Source organism: Magnetospirillum sp. XM-1, from assembly GCF_001511835.1.
Lineage (GTDB): Bacteria > Pseudomonadota > Alphaproteobacteria > Rhodospirillales > Magnetospirillaceae > Phaeospirillum.
The window spans coordinates 2,525,168-2,542,574 of the sequence record NZ_LN997848.1; the positions used below are offsets into that span (position 1 = coordinate 2,525,168).

The 17,407-nt window shown below is 65.4% G+C and carries 15 protein-coding genes; 7 read left to right on the plus strand and 8 right to left on the minus strand.

The annotated features are described in order from the left end of the window. Positions 1-367 precede the first annotated feature (367 nt). Both XM1_RS11780 and XM1_RS11785 read left to right on the plus strand, forming a co-directional pair. Positions 368-1,042, plus strand: a complete 675-nt coding sequence (locus XM1_RS11780; RefSeq protein WP_082700477.1) for a response regulator transcription factor — start codon at positions 368-370, stop codon at positions 1,040-1,042. Positions 1,043-1,219: 177 nt separating this feature from the next. After that, the gene (locus tag XM1_RS11785; RefSeq protein WP_068433630.1) at positions 1,220-2,296 is read left to right on the plus strand and encodes a Glu/Leu/Phe/Val dehydrogenase dimerization domain-containing protein; all 1,077 of its coding nucleotides are present in this window, start codon (positions 1,220-1,222) and stop codon (positions 2,294-2,296) included. On the opposite strand, the gene XM1_RS11790 is transcribed toward XM1_RS11785, so the two are convergent. The 4 genes from XM1_RS11790 to XM1_RS11805 all read right to left on the minus strand — a co-directional run bounded on the left by XM1_RS11790 (position 2,297) and on the right by XM1_RS11805 (position 6,288). Continuing rightward, positions 2,297-2,911 carry a response regulator transcription factor gene (locus tag XM1_RS11790; RefSeq protein WP_068433632.1) on the minus strand — a complete coding sequence of 205 codons (615 nt, stop codon included), beginning with the start codon at positions 2,909-2,911 and terminating at the stop codon, positions 2,297-2,299. It lies immediately after the preceding gene. Next, complete coding sequence (locus XM1_RS11795; RefSeq protein ID WP_156428711.1) at positions 2,904-4,499, minus strand: ATP-binding protein; 1,596 nt, start codon at positions 4,497-4,499, stop codon at positions 2,904-2,906. Before XM1_RS11795 ends, XM1_RS11790 begins: the two co-directional genes overlap by 8 nt. A gap of 59 nt (positions 4,500-4,558) precedes the next feature. Further along, a complete protein-coding gene (locus XM1_RS11800; RefSeq protein ID WP_068433636.1) occupies positions 4,559-5,827 on the minus strand; it encodes a Glu/Leu/Phe/Val dehydrogenase in 1,269 nt (422 codons plus the stop codon). Between the two features lie 242 nt (positions 5,828-6,069). After that, complete coding sequence (locus XM1_RS11805; protein ID WP_068433638.1) at positions 6,070-6,288, minus strand: hypothetical protein; 219 nt, start codon at positions 6,286-6,288, stop codon at positions 6,070-6,072. Positions 6,289-6,480: 192 nt separating this feature from the next. Between XM1_RS11805 and rnk the strand changes: the two genes are divergently transcribed. Continuing rightward, complete coding sequence (gene rnk, locus XM1_RS11810) at positions 6,481-6,906, plus strand: nucleoside diphosphate kinase regulator (RefSeq protein ID WP_068433640.1); 426 nt, start codon at positions 6,481-6,483, stop codon at positions 6,904-6,906. Between the two features lie 35 nt (positions 6,907-6,941). Here the strand turns inward: rnk and XM1_RS11815 are convergent, their stop codons facing one another. Further along, a complete protein-coding gene (locus tag XM1_RS11815; protein WP_068433643.1) occupies positions 6,942-7,400 on the minus strand; it encodes an Lrp/AsnC family transcriptional regulator in 459 nt (152 codons plus the stop codon). A gap of 230 nt (positions 7,401-7,630) precedes the next feature. Between XM1_RS11815 and XM1_RS11820 the strand changes: the two genes are divergently transcribed. Together XM1_RS11820 and XM1_RS11825 are read left to right on the plus strand one after the other, a co-directional pair. Continuing rightward, positions 7,631-11,059, plus strand: coding sequence for an indolepyruvate ferredoxin oxidoreductase family protein (locus tag XM1_RS11820; protein ID WP_068433647.1), 3,429 nt, complete (start codon positions 7,631-7,633; stop codon positions 11,057-11,059). 77 nt (positions 11,060-11,136) lie between these two features. After that, positions 11,137-12,501 carry a TrpB-like pyridoxal phosphate-dependent enzyme gene (locus tag XM1_RS11825; protein ID WP_068437732.1) on the plus strand — a complete coding sequence of 455 codons (1,365 nt, stop codon included), beginning with the start codon at positions 11,137-11,139 and terminating at the stop codon, positions 12,499-12,501. 131 nt (positions 12,502-12,632) lie between these two features. Here the strand turns inward: XM1_RS11825 and XM1_RS11830 are convergent, their stop codons facing one another. Both XM1_RS11830 and XM1_RS11835 read right to left on the minus strand, forming a co-directional pair. Beyond that, complete coding sequence (locus XM1_RS11830; protein ID WP_068433648.1) at positions 12,633-13,493, minus strand: VacJ family lipoprotein; 861 nt, start codon at positions 13,491-13,493, stop codon at positions 12,633-12,635. 33 nt (positions 13,494-13,526) lie between these two features. Then, the gene (locus XM1_RS11835; RefSeq protein ID WP_082700478.1) at positions 13,527-14,645 is read right to left on the minus strand and encodes an autotransporter outer membrane beta-barrel domain-containing protein; all 1,119 of its coding nucleotides are present in this window, start codon (positions 14,643-14,645) and stop codon (positions 13,527-13,529) included. Between the two features lie 218 nt (positions 14,646-14,863). Between XM1_RS11835 and XM1_RS11840 the strand changes: the two genes are divergently transcribed. Continuing rightward, a complete protein-coding gene (locus tag XM1_RS11840) occupies positions 14,864-15,727 on the plus strand; it encodes a hypothetical protein (protein WP_068433650.1) in 864 nt (287 codons plus the stop codon). Here the strand turns inward: XM1_RS11840 and XM1_RS11845 are convergent. Next, positions 15,693-16,199: a hypothetical protein gene (locus XM1_RS11845; RefSeq protein WP_068433652.1), complete on the minus strand. Its 507-nt coding sequence runs from the start codon at positions 16,197-16,199 to the stop codon at positions 15,693-15,695. The two genes, XM1_RS11840 and XM1_RS11845, sit on opposite strands and share 35 nt — an antisense overlap. Before the next feature lie 179 nt (positions 16,200-16,378). On the opposite strand from XM1_RS11845, the gene XM1_RS24700 reads away from it, so the two are divergent. Further along, the gene (locus XM1_RS24700; RefSeq protein ID WP_156428712.1) at positions 16,379-17,053 is read left to right on the plus strand and encodes a helix-turn-helix transcriptional regulator; all 675 of its coding nucleotides are present in this window, start codon (positions 16,379-16,381) and stop codon (positions 17,051-17,053) included. The last annotated feature ends 354 nt before the right edge of the window (positions 17,054-17,407 follow it).

The window sequence follows — 17,407 nt, forward strand, 5'->3', positions numbered from 1 at the left end:
GCATACTCGTAAACGCAGATAAACTGCCTGATATAGGCAATAATTCAGCGTTGCCGGGCTGCGTTTCATCAGCAGGCATGGCTTTGGTATGTCATTGTTGGACTCTTGTTAGAGTCTTCTGTCTCTTTTTTCTACGTACAGCCTCATCAACGGACGATGTATCCGTTGAGCCCGCCGACGGTTGATTATAATTATTCAACCTTTTCTGCAGGCATTACTGTGATACCAAGGCTGTCCATTCCGTGAAATAACCAAATGTGGTTATTCGGAGGGGGAGGAGTGCATGTTAGGTTAGGTCATCTGGTAGCCCATTCGGTGCGGCTGCGTACCGTGCGGGCCACCTCACTTCGGCTGAGGTTGCTGACGGATGCTTCGTGCCTTGATCGTGGATGATCACCCGCTGTTCCGCGAAGCCCTGGCCTTTGTCATTTCCCGTATCACCGACGATTACGTCTGCGTCGAGGCCGAATCCATGGAGCAGGCCACCAGCCTGCTGACCGGCGGTTCGCCGTTTGACGTCATCATGCTCGACCTGGGCTTGCCCGGGGCAAGCGGGCTGGCTGGCATCCTCAGCATTCGCGGCCTGGCCCCGTCGACTCCGGTGGTCGTGGTGTCGGCCGTCGAGGATGCCGACACCATTCGCCGCGCCGCCTGCTTCGGGGTCAGCGGCTATATCCTGAAAAGCTCTCAAGGCAGCGTCATGCATGCGGCGCTGGCCAAGATCCTGGCCGGCGGCACCCATTTCCCCCAGGAGACGGGAGACGGCATCGCCCCCGGTCTTCTCCGCCCGGCCGAATTGGAGATGCTGACGCCGCGGCAGATGACCGTCCTGCGGCTTCTGGGGGAGGCGAAGTCCAACAAGCAGATCGCCTACGAGCTCAATATCAGCCAGGAAACGGTCAAGATCCATATCTCGGCCATTCTGCGCAAACTCGGCGCCAGCAGCCGGGCCCAGGCGGTCATGATGGCGCATCAGATGCGCGAGCTTCCGCGGCTGGTCGACGCGGACCCGGCACACGACGCCCCGTCCGGAGCCGCCTGATCCGGCCGCCGATTTTTCCGTAGTTCCCGGGGATTATCGTCGCCCAGGCGCCTCGATACAGTTTTCCCGTACTTGCCGGGCTTTTGCCGAGCCCGCAGGAAATCGGGGGGGCGGAATTTGAGGCAGGAAGATGCTGCACGGCTTGCGACCGTTCCGGCCGGAAGCGGGCTTGCCGGTATGGTCGAACTGGATATCCCGATGGATGACGGTTCGGTTCGCTGTTTCAGCGCGTGGCGCTGCCGGCACGACCTGGGCTTCGAGCGTTCCATCGGCACCGTCAGGATCGAGCCCGGGCTGACCCCTGCCGACACCGACCGTGAGGCGTTCGCCGCCCTGATGCAGGCCGGCTCCCTGAGGCTGCCCTATGGTGGGGCATGCGGCGGCATCGATGCTGATCTCCGGCGGTTGTCCACGGCCGAGCTGGGACGTCTGGCCCGCTGTTTCGTCCAGTCCTTTCCCGACATGGCGGCGACGGGCCGGTCGGCCTTTTCCGGCGGGCTGGCCGGGACGCTGCTGTCTGGCTGGGTTGATGGCGGGGGGCGGTCGCTGTGGCTGGGTATCGAGGGGGGAACTCCCTCCAGGCTCGGTCGGGAGGAGGCCATCGCCCTGGGCGCCTTCACCCAGATTCGCCGTTTCGCAGGCAAGGAGGGACGCTGGGCGCTGTGGGGTTGCGACCAGTCCTCGCTGCTGCTGGCGCGCCGGTTGTGTGCCCTCGGGTGGGAACTGACGGGCGTTTCCGACCGGCGGGGCGCCGTGGTCAACGCGTGGGGGCTGACCCCGTCGGAATTGGCCTGCGGCATGGCCAATGTGGATGGTGTGGTGTCCATGGCCGGAGAGCGGGGAAGCGTTTCGGCGGACACCCCCCTGGACGGGGGAGTGGAACTGGTGGTGGTGGCCGGTCGGGAGGGTCCGGACGCCGCCGCCCTGGGGGGCACGGGGTGCCGCATGGTGGTGGAACTGGTTCCTGGTGGCATCAGCCGCCGGACGGAAGCCGAGCTTGCCGCCCGTGGAATCGTCGTGCTCCCCGAGATCGTCGCGACCTCGGGCCAGTCGCTGCTGACCCATCTCGGGTGGCTGCGGCGGCGCTGGCGCCGCGACTGGACCGATGGCGAGATGAAGGACAGGCTGCTGCAGCGGATGCACGCCATGGCGGAAGGGGACGAGGGGCCCACCGGCCGGGCCGAGGCCACCGCCGGGGCGCTGCGCTTCATCGGCGCGGCGCAGGCGGCGGGGCGCTCGCTGCTGGCGGTCTGATCAGGCGTCCTTGCCCAGCAGCCGCAGGTGCAGCCGGGTCAGTTCGGACAGGCTGGCGGTTCCCATCTTCTTCAGGACGTTGGCGCGGTGGCTTTCCACCGTACGGATTCCGATTTTCAGCTCGGCGGCGATCAGCTTGTTGGCCAGGCCGCGCACCATCAGCTCCATCACCGACTTCTCGCGCCGGCTGAGGCGGCGATAGCGGGTGAAGGCGTTGGATTTCTCGCCGGCCCGCTGGCGGGATTGGGCGTCGCGCACGAAGGCCTGGCGCACCCGATTCAGAAAGTATTCGTCGGCGAAGGGCTTTTCCAGGAAGTCGATGGCGCCGTTCCGGAAGGCGTTGACCGCCACCGGCACGTCGCCGTGGCCGGTGATGATGATGACCGGCAGCGGCTGGGGCTGGGCCTCCATCCATTGCAGCAGTTCAAGCCCGCTCATCCCCGGCATGCGCTGGTCCACCACCAGGCAGCCCGGCCGGGCCGGCTGATAGGCGGATATGAAGCTCTCGCCATCGGCAAAGGTCTCGCAGGGCAGGTCGGCAAGGGCGCACATCACCGAGATGCAGTGGCGGACGGCGGAATCGTCATCGACGACGAAGACTGTCGGTTCAGGCATGGCTCACCAGGGGAAGGGTGAAGGAAAAGCAGGCGCCGTCGGGGCCGTTGCGGGCCAGCCACAGGCGTCCGCCGTGGGATTCGACGATGGAGCGGCAGATGGGCAGGCCGAGCCCCATTCCCGAAGGCTTGGTGGTGAAGAACAGGTCGAACAGCGGCCCCACCTTGTCCTCGGGGACGCCGGGGCCGGTGTCGGCCACCGACACCTCGACCGTCCGCTCGCGGCGGGTGGCGGCGATGGCGATGCGCCCGCTTCCGTCGGGCCGCTCGCGGTTGGCCAGGGCGTCGATGCTGTTGCGCAGCAGGTTGAGCAGTACCTGGTCCAACTGCACCGGGTCGATCCAGACCGGCTGCAGGTCGGGAGGCAGGTCCACGGTCAAGGTGATGCCGTGCCGGCGGATTTCCGGCATCACGAAGCCCAGGATGCCGTCCAGGGCGGCCTTCAGCTCCACCTGGGCGGGCTGGCCGTCCTGGCGCAGGAAGCCGCGGATGGACCGCAGCACCTCGGCGGCGCGCTCGGCCTCGGCCACCGCCCGGTTCATCAGGTCCAGCACCTCGGCCTGGTCGCCGCCCCGGGCCAGCAACTGGCGCGAGGCGCGGGTGTAGCCCATGGTGGTGAACAGCGGCTGGTTCAATTCGTGCGCCAGACTCGACGCCATCTCGCCGATCAGGCTGAGGCGGGCCACCCGCGCCAGTTCGGCCCGGCGCTGGCCCAGGCTGGCCTCCAGGCGCCAGCGCTCGCTGACCACCGCGCCGACCAGCAGGCCGGTGGCGGCCAGCGCCACCATCACCGTCTGGTAGTAGGTCAGGTCCTGCCAGTGCCCGGGCAACACGGACAGGCCGGCGATGACGCCCATCTGGACTCCCAGAACCGCCACCGTCGTGCCGGCCAGGCCCCGGCGCATGGCAACCCAGATCACCGGCAGGAACAGGACATAGAGAATCTTCGACGGGTCGGGGACCAGCGGATTGAAGGTGACGGCCAGGGCGCAGGCCACCGCCAGGGCGTGCGAGGCGGTCTCGAACCGCGAGCGTCGCGGACCGTTGCCCGGCGTACGGCGCCGGAGCAGCAGCAGGAACGGCGTCACGGTCAGGATGGCGATGACGTCGCCCACCCAGTACTGGGCGGTGACGGCCGGCAGCTCGCTCCACGGCAGCAATCCGGCCGCCATGTAGGGCAGGGCGAAACCCAGCGCGGCCGCCACGGCGGCCACCGGCACCATGATCACCAGCCAGACGGTGTCGTACATGCGCCCCAGGGTGGCGTCGAAGGCCAGGCGGCCCGACAGCAGCCATACTCCGGCGCCATAGGCGGCGACGATCAGCAGGTTGCTCAACGCCAGTACGGGAATGGGGGCCGGGCTGCCGCGCACCAAGAGGTCCCCCAGCATGAGGGCGGCGAAGGTCAGCGCCGCGCCGTATCCCCGCCGCTCCAGCAGCAGCAGGGCGACGTAAAGGCCGGCCGGCGGGTTCCAGGGGGTGATGTTGATGGCGGGCGGGTCGTGGATGAAGGTGCCCCAGTCCACCACGACATAGACGGCGAGAAAGACGAGGGGGAACAGCTTTCCGCCCATAGCGAAGCGCCGCACGTCCCGTCTCCTCCATTCCGGAATGGAGGGGCGGCCCCGCCTGGGGCCGCCCCGATTGCTCAGTTGGTAAAGTAGGCCTGGGTGCCGTGGGCCGCAATGGCGTCGGACAGGCGCTGCAGCGCATGGACATAGGCGGCCGTGCGCATGGAGGCCTTCTTGTCCTGGTGGATGTTCCACACGTGGCGTCCCTCGGCCTCCATGATGGCCTTGAGGCGCTGGTGAACCTCCTCCAGCTGCCAGTAATAGCCCTGGCGGTTCTGCACCCACTCGAAGTAGGACACGGTCACGCCGCCGGCATTGGCCAGGATGTCGGGCAGCACGGTGATGCCCTTGGCCTCCAGCAGGCCGTCGGCCTCCTTGGTGACGGGGCCGTTGGCCAGCTCCAGGATGACCTTGGTGCGGATGGTGTCGGCGTTGTCGATGTGGATCTGGTCTTCCAGCGCCGCCGGAACCAGCAGGTCGCTTTCCACCGCCAGCAGTTCGTCGGCGGCCACCACGCGGGCGCGGCCGCTCTTGGCGTAGGCCGAGACCGAGCCGGCGGCGTCCTTGGCCTCCAGCACGGCGTCGGGGTCCAGCCCGTCACCCGACACGATGGCGCCCCGCGAATCCGAGATGCCGATGATCTTGTAGCCGTCGGCATGCAGCAGCCTGGCGATGTGGATGCCGGCGTTGCCATAGCCCAGGACGACGACGCGCTTGGCCGACTTGTCCAGGCCCAGCTCGGTCTCCAGGTGCTTGACCAGATAATAGCCGCCGCGCGCCGTGGCGTCGTCGCGGCCCAGCGAGCCGCCCAGGGGGATCGGCTTGCCGGTGATCACCGCCGGGCTGGGCTGGCGGACCATGGAGCTGTACTCGTCGGCCATCCAGCCCATGATCATGGAATTGGTGTAGACGTCGGGCGCCGGGATGTCGCGGTCGGGGCCGATCATGCTGGCGAAGGCCTGGACATAGGCGCGCGACAGGCGCTCGAGCTCGGCGCGCGACAGGCCGCGCGGGTCCACCTGCACCGCGCCCTTGCCGCCGCCATAGGGCAGGTTCATCACCGCGCACTTGAAGGTCATCCAGAAGGCCAGGGTCGAGACCTCGCCCACCGTCGAGGCGGGATGGAAGCGAATCCCGCCCTTGGTCGGGCCGCGGGTGTCGTCGTAGCGGCAGCGCCAGGCGGTGAACGACCGCCGCGAGCCGTCGTCCATGCGGATGGTCAGGCGGGTGGTCAGCGTCTCCTTGGGGTGACGGAGCTTCTCCAGCACCTCGGGGTCCACCTGCACGTGGCGCGCCGCCTCGTCAAGTCGGGTGAGGGCGTGGGAAAGCATTGCCATGTCGGTCATACGGGTCTCTCCAATGATATGATTCCGGTGACCGTCTCGCCCCGCCCCCCAAACATCCGTCCGAGGCGTCGGACCATATCGTCCCACCGAAAGATGACCGTAAATGTACGGTGTTCGGCGGAACATGCAGAGACCGTGATTCTGCTGAATTTTAGCGCTTGACTTTGCGCTGTCGTCGCGATCTTGCGGTCTGTTGTCGCGGCTTTGCCGCGGTCAAATAACGCCCAAAAGATGCAAGGGCTCTATACGCCTTCGTCACGGGCCATCCGCTCGATCAGCGACAATATTCTCAGCGCGGTGGCGTGTTCGCTCCAGCTGGCCGAGCGTTCGAGGGAAGCGGCCCATTCTTCCGCCAACAGGCGGGCGGCGGTGCCGTGCCGGTCGAAGATCTTGTGTGCCGCCTGGGCAATTTCGTCGTTAGAGGGTCTGTCCGTAGGGAAAATCGCGTTTGCAAGGGGCATCAGGGCTTGTTTATCCAGACATATGATTGATGCAGCACCACGGTATGATATCAAGCCAATGGGTTGCGATTCAATCACCGGAAAATACGGAGAAATATTCCTTGGACCCGCTTGGTCGCTTTGCCATCGTTATGCTGATCAATGACCATGTGCCGTACGTGGTAATGCGGATTTTTACTAAGGAGTGCAGCCATGCGGTCCGACGCTTCTCTTCCTCCGATCATCGTCAGCCGCGAGGATGCGGAGCGCCTTTGGGCGCTGTGCGGGCTATTGTGGGAAACCGTGCCCAAGATCGCTGCCTTCCTGGAGGAGGAACTGGATCGCGCCGACACGGTGGCGTGCGCCGACCTGGCCGCCGACATCGTCCGCATGGGGTCCAGCGTCCGCTTCCGTGACGAGGCGACCGGCATCCCGGCACAGGCGACGCTGGTTTATCCTGGCCAGGAGGATGCCGACCGGCATCTGGTCTCGGTTCTGTCGCCGGTGGGGGCCGCGTTGCTGGGCCTGCGTCCCGGACAGTCCATCAACTTCAAGCTGGCCAACGGCCGGATGCGGCGGCTGACGGTGCTGGCGGTGAAAAACCCGCCGGAGAACGGCCGGGTCTTTCGTGCCGCATAGCCAGGTCCATGCCGGCGGGGCGCGCTTTCGGGGTTTTAGGCCGGCGGGGCGGCCCCGTTGCCCTTGACCGCCTTCAGTGCGAAGCTCGACTTGATGTTCTGCACTCCCGGCAGGTGAATCAAGGTTTCGCGCAGGAAGCGGTCGAAGGCGGCGATGTCGGCGGCGGCGATGTGCATCAGATAGTCCTGCTCGCCGGTCATGGCGTAGCATTCCAGCACCTCGGGGCATTGCCGCACCGCGTCCTCGAAGGCGGCGGCGCGATGCAGGTCGAGCGAGGCGGCGACGAAGACGTCGAGGCCAAGGCCCAGCGCCGCCGGATCGACCAGGGCGGTATAGCCCCGGATCACCCCGGATTCCTCCAATAGCCGCACCCGCCGCCAGCAAGGCGAGGTGGACAGCCCGACCCGGGTCGACAACTCGGCGATGGACATCCGTCCGTCCCGCTGCAATTCGGCGATGATGCGTCGGTCGAAAGTGTCCGGGTCGGTCAGCATGAATCGTCTGCAATCATGGTATTGGTCGGAAAAATCATCTTCAAACCTAGCGTCACGCGGCTATTAAAGCAAAGAAATGCCGTGGATATTGGATTATACTTCCTGCCATAAAGTATTTCTACTACCGAAGTATGATGAATATTTGCTGCAATGCAGCAAGACTATGACGAATGTCAAGCCTGACAAAGAATTAGGCGGATAAGTAAAGCATCGCGAAAGGGAGGGGCCGGATGGAGGCATCCGCGGTCAATGGCGGTGTTTGGCCTGAACGGGCGTTCCTGACCGGAACGCAGGTGCTGGTGCGGCTGCCGCTGGAACAGGCGCGGCGCGACCGGGCGGCAGGGCTCGGCACCGGCGGCTTCATCTCGGGCTATCGCGGTTCGCCGCTAGGCGGCTACGACAAGGCGCTGTGGCGAGCCTCGGCCGAACTGGAGGCGGCCGGCATCGTCTTTCGCCCGGCCATCAACGAGGAGATGGCCACCACCGCCATCATCGGCAGCCAGCAGGTTGGGCTGTTTCCCGGCTCGCGCCGCGACGGTGTCTTCGCCATCTGGTACGGCAAGGGCCCTGGCCTCGACCGTGCCGGCGACGCCTTCAAGCATGCCAATTCGCTGGGTTCGTCGCCGCTGGGCGGAGTGCTGGCGGTGGTCGGTGACGATCACGGCGCCATGTCGTCGTCCATGGCGCACCAGAGCGAACAGCTGATGATGGCCTGGATGATGCCGGTGCTGGTGCCGGCGGGATTGCAGGATTACCTCGATTTCGGGCTGCTGGGCCTGGCGATGTCGCGGTTCTCGGGCTGCTGGAGCGGCCTGATCACGGTGAGCGAGGTGGTGGAGAGCGGCGCGGTGGTGGAGACCGCCGCCGGGCCGGAGATCGTCCGCCCGGTGTTCGACGCCCCGCCCGGCGGGTTGCACATCCGCCTGCGCGATCCCCAGCTCGCCCAGGAATCAAGGCTGTGGGAGCACAAGCTCGGCGCCGTCAGGGCCTTCGCCCGCGCCAACCGCATCGACCGGGTGGTGTGGGACAGCCCGGCGCCCCGCTTCGGCATCGCGGCGGCGGGCAAGGCGTGGCTCGACCTCCGCCAGGCGCTGGACGATCTCGGCATCGATGCCGCACGGGCGGCCGAGCTGGGCCTGCGGCTCTACAAGGTGGGCATGAGCTGGCCGCTGGAGCAGGACGGCGCACTGGCCTTCGCGCGGGGCCTGCGCACGGTGCTGGTGGTCGAGGAAAAGCGCGGAATCATCGAGCCGGCCCTCAAGGAGCTGTTCTATCACCTGCCGGCCGACCAGCGGCCGCAGGTGCTGGGCAAGACCGATGCGGCCGGCCGGCCGCTGCTGCCCTCGACCGGCGAGCTGTCGCCCGAACTGATCGCCCGCGTCCTGGTCGAGCGGCTGGGCCTGGGCGCCGATCCCGCCATCCGTGCCCGGCTCGACCGCGCCGAGGCCGCCCGCCGGGCGGCGGAAAGCGCTCCGCTGGCTCCGCGTCCGCCCTTCTTCTGCTCGGGCTGCCCGCACAACTGCTCGACCCGCGTGCCCGAGGGCAGCCGCGCCCTGGCCGGAACCGGCTGCCACGTCATGGCCGCCTGGATGCCGAGACAGACCGCCAGCGTGCTGCACATGGGGGCCGAGGGCGCCAACTGGGTGGGAGTGCAGCCGTTCAGCGACATCGGGCACGTCTTCCAGAACCTGGGCGACGGCACCTATGTCCATTCCGGCAGCACCGCCATCCGTCAGGCGGTGGCCGCCGGCATCACCATCACCTACAAGATTCTCTACAACGACGCCGTCGCCATGACCGGCGGCCAGCCGCTGGACGGCCAGCCCGACATCGCCCGCATCACCCATCAGGTCCACCACGAGGGCGTCGGCCGGATCGCGGTGGTGTCGGACGATCCCGGCCGCCACCGCCGGAGCGGGCTGGCCGACGGCGTCACCTTGCATCCCCGCGCCGAACTCGATCGGGTCCAGCGCGAACTGCGCCGGTCGCCGGGCGTGTCGGTCCTGATCTACGACCAGGGCTGCGCCGCCGAGAAGCGCCGCCGTCGTCGCCGGCACGAACTGGCGGCGCCCACCCGCCGGGTGGTGATCAACGAGGAGGTCTGCGACGGCTGCGGCGATTGCCTGACGGCGTCCAACTGCGTCTCGCTGCTGCCGGTGGCCAGCCCCGACGGGGTCAAGCGCCGGGTCGACCAGTCGGCTTGCAACCAGGACTTCTCGTGCGCCGACGGCTTTTGCCCCAGTTTCGTCACGGTGGAGGGCCACCGCGCCGCCCGGCCGCCGATCATGCCGCCCCCGGTCGAATTGCCGCCGCCCGCCGCCGCCCAGGAACGCGGCCGATCGATCCTGGTGGCCGGAATCGGCGGCACAGGTGTGGTGACCATCACCCAGATCATCGGCCATGCCGCCTTCGCCGACGGTCTGGCGGCGACCACGCTCGACTTCAACGGCCTGGCCCAGAAGGGCGGCGGCGTGCTCGGCTATGTCCGTCTGGCCGCCACCGCCGAGATGCTGCACGCGCCTCGGATCGGACTGGGCGGCGCCGATTCGCTGCTGGCCTGCGACATGGTGGTGGCGACCGGCTGGGCGGCGCTGTCCCGGCTGGATTCCGAGCGGACCAGGGCGGTGATCAATCTCGACGTGGCCCCCACCGCCGCCAGCGTCCTCGACCCCGACGCGCTGCCGGACGAGGCCGGGCTGCACCGGGCGCTGGCCGCCCGGCTGGGGCCGGGAGCGGCCCGCTTCGTTTCCGCCGGCGAAGCGGCGCGGCGGCTGTCGGGCGATGCCATCTTCACCAACATCGTCTTGCTGGGCCATGCCTGGCAGAGCGGCCTGATTCCACTGTCCGAGGCGGCCATGGTTCATGCCATCCGCCTCAACGGCGTTGACGTGGACGACAACCTGGCGGCCTTCGCCTGGGGGCGCTGGCTGGCCCACGACGCCCCGGCCGCCACCGCCGGTCTTGGCCTGGACGCCCCGGCCGCCGCCGCCGAGCCCGAACTGGCCGAACTGGTCGAGGCCAATGCCGCCCGGCTGACCGACTACCACGACGCGGCCCTGGCCGAACGCTACCGGGCGCTGGTGGCCAGGGTGGAGCGGCAGGACCGCGCCCTGGCCGGCGGTGGGCTGCGCCTGTCGCGGATTGTGGCGGTGGCCTATGCCCGGCTGCTCGCGGTCAAGGACGAGTTCGAGGTGGCGCGGCAGCTGACCGATCCCGGCTTCCTGGCCCGGCTGGCCGAAGGCTTCGAGGGGCCGGTGCGGCCGACCTTCATGCTCGGCTTCGGCGACGGCGGGGCTGGTAATGCGGATCGGGGCGGCCGGCCGCGCAAGCGGGCGTTCGGGCCGTGGCTGCTGGCGCCGCTGCGCCTGCTGGCCCGAATCCGGCGCTGGCGTGGCTCGCTGCTCGATCCGTTCCGCTTCAACGCCGACCGCCAACTGGCGCGCGGCCTGATCGCCGAATACGAGGCAGACATCGACCTGATCTGCGCCGCTTCCGGCCCCGGCGGCTATGACGCGCTGGTCGAACTGGCCGCCCTGCCCCGGCGGATCAGGGGCTATGGTCCGATCCGGCGCCGCTCGGTCGACGCCGCGAGGACGCGCCGCATGGAACTGCGCCAGCAGCTGCGGGGCGAAAACGAGCGGTCGCTGGCCGCCGAATGATACCGGACGACCTTTGATATGCCGGTCGGTATGAAATCAATAGGCCGGGAACCGGCCGAACGAGGGAGGAGATGAACATGAGCGAAAGCACGAAGTACCTGCTGTCCGAGGATCGCCTGCCCAAGGCCTGGTACAACCTCAATGCCGATCTGGCCGTCCCCGCGCCGCCGCCGCTGCATCCCGGCACCGGCCAGCCCATCGGCCCCGACGATCTGGCTCCCATTTTCCCCATGGCGGTGATCGCCCAGGAAGTGACGCAGGAACGCTGGGTCGAGATCCCCGAGCCGGTGCGGGACGTCTATCGCCTGTGGCGGCCCAGCCCGCTGGTCCGGGCCCGGCGCCTGGAGAAGGCGCTGGGCACGCCTGCCAAGATCTATTTCAAGTACGAGGGCGTCAGCCCGGCCGGCAGCCACAAGCCCAACACTTCGGTGCCCCAGGCCTTCTACAACAAGCAGGAAGGCGTCAAGCGCATCGCCACCGAGACCGGCGCCGGGCAGTGGGGGTCGTCCATGGCCTTCGCCGGCTCGCTGTTCGGCCTGGATGTCGAGGTGTTCATGGTCAAGGTCTCCTTTGATCAGAAGCCCTATCGCCGGGCGCTGATGGAGACCTACGGCGCCAAGTGCATTCCCAGCCCGTCCAACCTGACCCATGCCGGCCGCGCCATCCTGGAGAAGGATCCCAATTCCAACGGCTCGCTGGGTATCGCCATCTCGGAAGCAGTCGAGGTCGCCGCCTCGCGCGACGACACCAAGTACGCGCTGGGCAGCGTCTTGAACCACGTCTGCCTGCACCAGACCATCATCGGCGAGGAAGCCATGATGCAGATGGAGATGGCCGACGATTCTCCGGACATCGTCATCGCCTGCACCGGCGGCGGCTCCAACTTCGCCGGCCTGGCCTTCCCCTACATCCGCGAGAACCTGAAGGGGGCCAAGACCCGCGTCATCGGCGTCGAGCCCGCCTCGTGCCCGACGCTGACCAAGGGCCTCTACGCCTACGATTTCGGCGATACCGGCAAGCTGACCCCGCTGGTCAAGATGCACACGCTGGGCGCCACCTTCATGCCGCCGGGCTCGCATGCCGGCGGCCTGCGCTATCACGGCATGGCCCCCATGGTCAGCCATGTGAAGGAACTGGGCCTGATGGAGGCGCGCGCCTATCACCAGACCGAGTGCTTCGCGGCCGCCGTGCAGTTCGCCCGCTCGGAAGGCATCGTGCCCGCACCTGAATCGTCGCACGCCGTCAAGGGCGCCATCGACGAGGCCCTGCGCTGCAAGGCCGAGGGCAAGGCCGAGACCATCCTGTTCAACCTGTCGGGCCACGGCCATTTCGACATGCAGGCCTATACCGACTTCTTCGCCGGCAAGCTCAAGGACAACACCTACCAACAGGCCGACCTGGACAAGGCCCTGGCCGAACTGCCCAAGGTGGCGGCGGAGTAGAGCGGACCGGAAGGCTTCGGGCACGGCCGCCCGGAGCCTTCCTCCCGCCCGCCATGAGGGCTGGTGGGGGAGGGGCCAACGGCCGCTGCTTCGACTGGACAATTCAGGCCAGGGTCAGTGGCCAAAGAGCGTCATTTCGGCTCAACGAATTCGACGGCTTGGGGGCGGCCCTTATCTTCAGTGTTTTTTGCCTCGGAAGACATCGGGCCGGTAGCTGGCATGGGGGTGCCTGATGTTTCCTGCGGCAGCGGCCCATCGCTTTCCTGAACCCCACGCGCCTTCAGGACCGAAGCCTTGCGCGTCTGCTGAAACAAGCTTCTGAGGGTGGCGTATTGGTCGATTGAGTTGCGGCGGATATCGTTCATGGCGTCGATACGGTTGGCGCGTGTGTCAAGCGCACCTGTGCCCAATCGTGCCGCACTGACGGCACCGAGCCCTTGCGCGCCAAGCACCGCTCCCGTCGGTTCAAGCCAGAATTCGGCAACCCTGGCACTTCCGTCACGGAGATTGGAGGGGCCGAACAGCGGAACCATCAAATAGGGCCCCTCCTCGACACCCCAGACTCCCAACGTCACCCCGAGATCAGTGCTGTGGGGTTTGGCACCGCCGGTTTCCGCGACGGCGTCGTTGGTTCCCAGTAGCCCGAATGTGGAATTAACCATGAATCGCCCCAATGAATCCGCTGCGCCCTGTGGGTTTCCTTGCAGCAGGTCATTGCCGGCAACGTAGGGTTCTTGGAGATTGACCAGAAAATTATGGACACCGTTTCGAAGCCACTCGGGCATATCGTCCCGATAGGCCTGGGCGATCGGCTCCAGGAGATTCTGATCCAGATACATGTTCATGCTGAAAATGGCCCGATTGGCGGGCTCCAACGGATCGTTGATAGCCTCCGCTTCCGCCCGCTCCTCAGGATCGCTCGGTATTTCGGCGCAGGCGGTGACGGCCAATGCCAAGGCCGCCGCTGTCAGGAAGGAGGAAATCCGGGCCATTTCTGTCCTCCTTCCTGATTCGGTTGCCTGAGATCAGAAGGCCAGGCGCAAATTTGCCGAGCCGCCGACGTCACTCTGCGATTCTCGGCCAACATTGGCCGTAGCCTCGACGACCAGGGCGAGATCCTTGGTCAGCGCACTCTCCAGACCGCCGCTGAGGCGCGCCGAATTCTCGCCGATACCCTTCTGGGCGCTGGTCCGCTCCCACGCCGCGGAGACGTAGGTCATCACGGCCTCGTTGACGTTGTAGGAAAGCTGGGATCCGACCTTGCCCATCATCAGGTTGGAGTGGTCGCCGATCACCCGGGTTCCGCCGCTGTCGGTGTATGCCGCCGTCCGGGCCATTTGGCCGCTGATCCCGGCAAAGGGCTTCAGGGTAAAATCGGCGTCGAGGGGAATGAAATAGGCGGCGTTGATGGCCGCGAACATGGTGTGGGCCGAGGTGTTGCTCGAGACCAGCGACCGGGTCTTGAAGTCCTTGTTGGCGATGTCCGAATAGCTGTATCCGACCAGGCCGTCGATCAGCAGGCGATCCGTGACGGACCAACCGATATAAGGGGTCACGGTGTAGGTCCGCATCCGCTGGTCAAGGCGTGTCAGGTTGACGTTGCGCCCATCGGTTCCGGCGTAGGTGTAGGCTCCGGCCAAGCCGACGGCGACCTTGTCGAACACCTTGACGTCGCCGCCAGCCACCATGGAATAGATGTTGGTCAGTCGACGCTGCTCCTCATTGCCATCGGGAGCGACGCGCAAGCGCACATAATCGCCCGTGGTCCAGGCCGAGGCGGCCCTCCCCGCGGCATCTCCGGAATTGATGCCCGAGGGCTGTATTGCGTTTGACGGGTTGGAGCGGATGCCGGCCATGGTGGCCTGGGCCAGACTGGCCTGGACACTGGTCGACACCGTGCTGATCACCGACTGAGTCGATGCCTGGTTGACAGTAACCGTCGTCTGATTGGCGACCGGGGTGGTATTGCTGGCCGATTGGGCGAAGGCTTCGGAGGTCCCGCCGACAACCGCGGAGGCAATGGCGATTGCCACGATTGTCTGTGTTGTGCGGCCGAGCCACGATATCGGCTGGCGACAAATGCTTTGATTGTCGGTAACCTTGCCGAAAGAAGCGCAATCAATGAACGAATACCCGGCTCTCATCTCTTCCCCCTTGGTCTAAGACAGCATAATTTTTATGGACACTATCGAGGGAGAATGGTCGAGTCAATGTGACTTGTACTCGCGGACGTATTTCGCGAGAATCCGGTGGTCAAACTGGGAAAAAGTGACAGGTGTCAATCATATGATCGTATTCGGAGGTGTCTCCGTTTTCGGCATCTAGGAAAAATATAAACCGTTACATTTCGACAAGTTGCGCATTGCTCCATTACGCCCGCATCCTGATGAGCGTGCATCAAAAGGCAATGGCATCTTTTAATAGATTTTTCGGAGAGACGCCTTTGCAGTGCCCGTTCTGTATCGAGGAAATCAGCGACCATGCCCTCTCCTGCGGGAAATGCGGAAAGGACATTTCCGCCATGGTCTTTCGCGACATGCGCGAACAACTGGGGGATGCCAGAGAACGCATCGAAGCGCTTGAAACCGCAATTCAGAAGCTTGGCTTGCATGTGGAGCATTTGGACGGCAGGGCGAAGCACGTCCATCACCCGATGCTGGATGGCCGAAACCTGGTCAGTGCGCTGGCCTGGATCGCGTTGCCCATCGCTCTCCTGATGATCGCTCACTGGACGCTGATCAGCGTTCTCGACCTCAACACCTGGGTCTTACGGCTGGTATCCATTCTGATTCCCCTGCCGTTCGGGTTCCGGCGCCTCGAATCGGTGAGCGCCACACTTTGGGCAGCCTTGCTGATCTCGATCCTCAGTGTTGCGGGCATGCTGGTTTCCACCAGCCTCATGGATCATGTGCCGATTCTACCCCAGGGGGCCTCCGAGTGGACAGAAACGCTGCAATACGTTTCCAGCATCGGGCTTTCCTATATCGTCGGAAATCTGATCGCCTGGTGGTGGCAGGCGAGAAAGTCGAGATCCTCGGTCTCGAAGGGCCTGACCGGCGAAATTGCCGCCGTCCTGGCCCGAAGCCTTGCCAGCGGCAATGAAAAGCCCGCCAAAATGCACGAGCGCATCGCCACCATCGCCGGGTGGATCAATGCGGTCATGGTCATTCTGACCACTGGTGCCGCGGTGCTTACTGCGCTTGGTCGCTTTTGGCTGCACTCTTGACCGAGGGCTGTTCCGATGTCGAGCGGCGCACGGCCTCGAGGGTGATCAGGGACTGGGCCGAATGCCCTTTGCTGTCTTCGACCTCGATGCGTAACAGATGCACGCCGGCAGGAACTTCGGCGGAGGGCATGTCGATGCCCTTGGTCGTGACGAAGGGACGCACCCGCTCGGTCAGATCGATGGCGGGAACCTTTAGGTAGGTTATCCGCACCTTGGCGGGGTCGATGGTTGCCCCGCCGTGGGGGGACAGTCTGACCTTGAATTCAAAGGGACTGTACGCGACCACACCCTCGCGCGGTTCCTGATACTCGATCCCCGGGCCCCGGCTGATTCCGCGCACCCGCAACTCTGAGGGCGCATCGGGCTTGTTCGCCTCGTTGTCCGAGATGAGCGTAGCGGCGTGTGCCTCGCCACCGCAGATACCGGCGGCCAGGCACGCGACGAAAACACCGTATCGAATATTACGCCTCATCTTCCCCACCTCCTGATTTCCGCCGCGTTACGAGGGCAGTCTATCAGACCATCCACCGAATCCGAGGGCGTATTCCTCCCAACTTTTGGGAGCCTACCCATCCGATTGTACTGGGGCAAGTGGATGGTTGTCCCAGGATAACCGGCATTGGCTTCAGGTTGCATACAGGGGAGGCGAAGTTGGGCGGGCAGATCAATCTGCGACGGGTCATCGAGTTGATCGACACCTTATACGAGGCTCCCGAGACGCCGGCCTTATGGGACGGGGTCCTGTCCGGGTTGTCCGAGGTTTTGGGGGCACGCGCCTTCTGCTTGTCGCAAGTCGGCCCCGAGGGGACGCGTCTGTGCCTCGACAATCTCGATCGCCACGTGGCTTCCGCCGAGGATCTCACCGCGTGGATCACTGATCTGGTGGCGAGAGGGCCCGTCCCCCTGGGCGTCATCCAGCAGGACCGCCGCCTTGCCGCCCCACTGGGGGGAACGGATGGCGTCCTCACCATCATCGGTCTGGTCAAGCACTCCGACGATCCGCCCTTCGCTTGCGAGGAGGCCGAATTGTTCGCCCTTCTGGTGCCGCTGATGGCGCGGGCCTTCCGCCTGCACAAAATCTTTGCCGCAAAGGTGTCGAAACTCGCCTTGCCCCCCCGCCAGCGCGAGGTCCTGGCCCTCGGCGCCAAGGGGCTGCGCTCCAAGGAGATCGCCGAGCAACTGGGCCTGTCCCAACGCACCGTCGAGCATCACTTCACGGAAGCCACCAAGCGTCTGGGGGCTCGCGGTCGCGCGCAGGCCATCGCCAGCGCCCTGGACCAGGGGCTGATCACTGGAGGCACCCGGCAGACAACTAGGAAAAAATGACAACTTGTCGGCGGGGGCGGCATGGATGCAGATATCGCCGGTTAAGGCCCTCATAAATTTTAATATGACGAAATGTGTCTGTTTTGATCGACTGACATCTTATTTAAATCCCTCAAAACGAGAATAATTCTTAATTTATCATAGAGTTTTCCATACATATTTGCACCTATTGAGGTTGGCAACATTGCATGCTAAGTGCCTTCAGCGGATTTTTATCCTTTTGACGGCTTTGCCATTCGTACGGAACAGCGCCTGACCGGTTATCGGGGCGGGCGGAATTCATGATCGTGCCAAGCGGCACTTGACCTAGGGGGGGCTTATGAACCGGTCGTTGCAACATACCTTGCTGGCGGG

Coding starts and splice junctions, on each gene's coding strand:
- XM1_RS11805 (WP_068433638.1), bottom strand. CDS start 6,288: ATGCCCCTTGCAAACGCGATTTTCCCTACGGACAGACCCTCTAACGAC.
- rnk (WP_068433640.1), top strand. CDS start 6,481: ATGCGGTCCGACGCTTCTCTTCCTCCGATCATCGTCAGCCGCGAGGAT.
- XM1_RS11830 (WP_068433648.1), bottom strand. CDS start 13,493: ATGGCCCGGATTTCCTCCTTCCTGACAGCGGCGGCCTTGGCATTGGCC.
- XM1_RS11790 (WP_068433632.1), bottom strand. CDS start 2,911: ATGCCTGAACCGACAGTCTTCGTCGTCGATGACGATTCCGCCGTCCGC.
- XM1_RS11815 (WP_068433643.1), bottom strand. CDS start 7,400: ATGCTGACCGACCCGGACACTTTCGACCGACGCATCATCGCCGAATTG.
- XM1_RS11780 (WP_082700477.1), top strand. CDS start 368: ATGCTTCGTGCCTTGATCGTGGATGATCACCCGCTGTTCCGCGAAGCC.
- XM1_RS11825 (WP_068437732.1), top strand. CDS start 11,137: ATGAGCGAAAGCACGAAGTACCTGCTGTCCGAGGATCGCCTGCCCAAG.
- XM1_RS11785 (WP_068433630.1), top strand. CDS start 1,220: ATGGTCGAACTGGATATCCCGATGGATGACGGTTCGGTTCGCTGTTTC.
- XM1_RS11835 (WP_082700478.1), bottom strand. CDS start 14,645: ATGAGAGCCGGGTATTCGTTCATTGATTGCGCTTCTTTCGGCAAGGTT.
- XM1_RS11845 (WP_068433652.1), bottom strand. CDS start 16,199: ATGAGGCGTAATATTCGATACGGTGTTTTCGTCGCGTGCCTGGCCGCC.
- XM1_RS11820 (WP_068433647.1), top strand. CDS start 7,631: ATGGAGGCATCCGCGGTCAATGGCGGTGTTTGGCCTGAACGGGCGTTC.
- XM1_RS11800 (WP_068433636.1), bottom strand. CDS start 5,827: ATGACCGACATGGCAATGCTTTCCCACGCCCTCACCCGACTTGACGAG.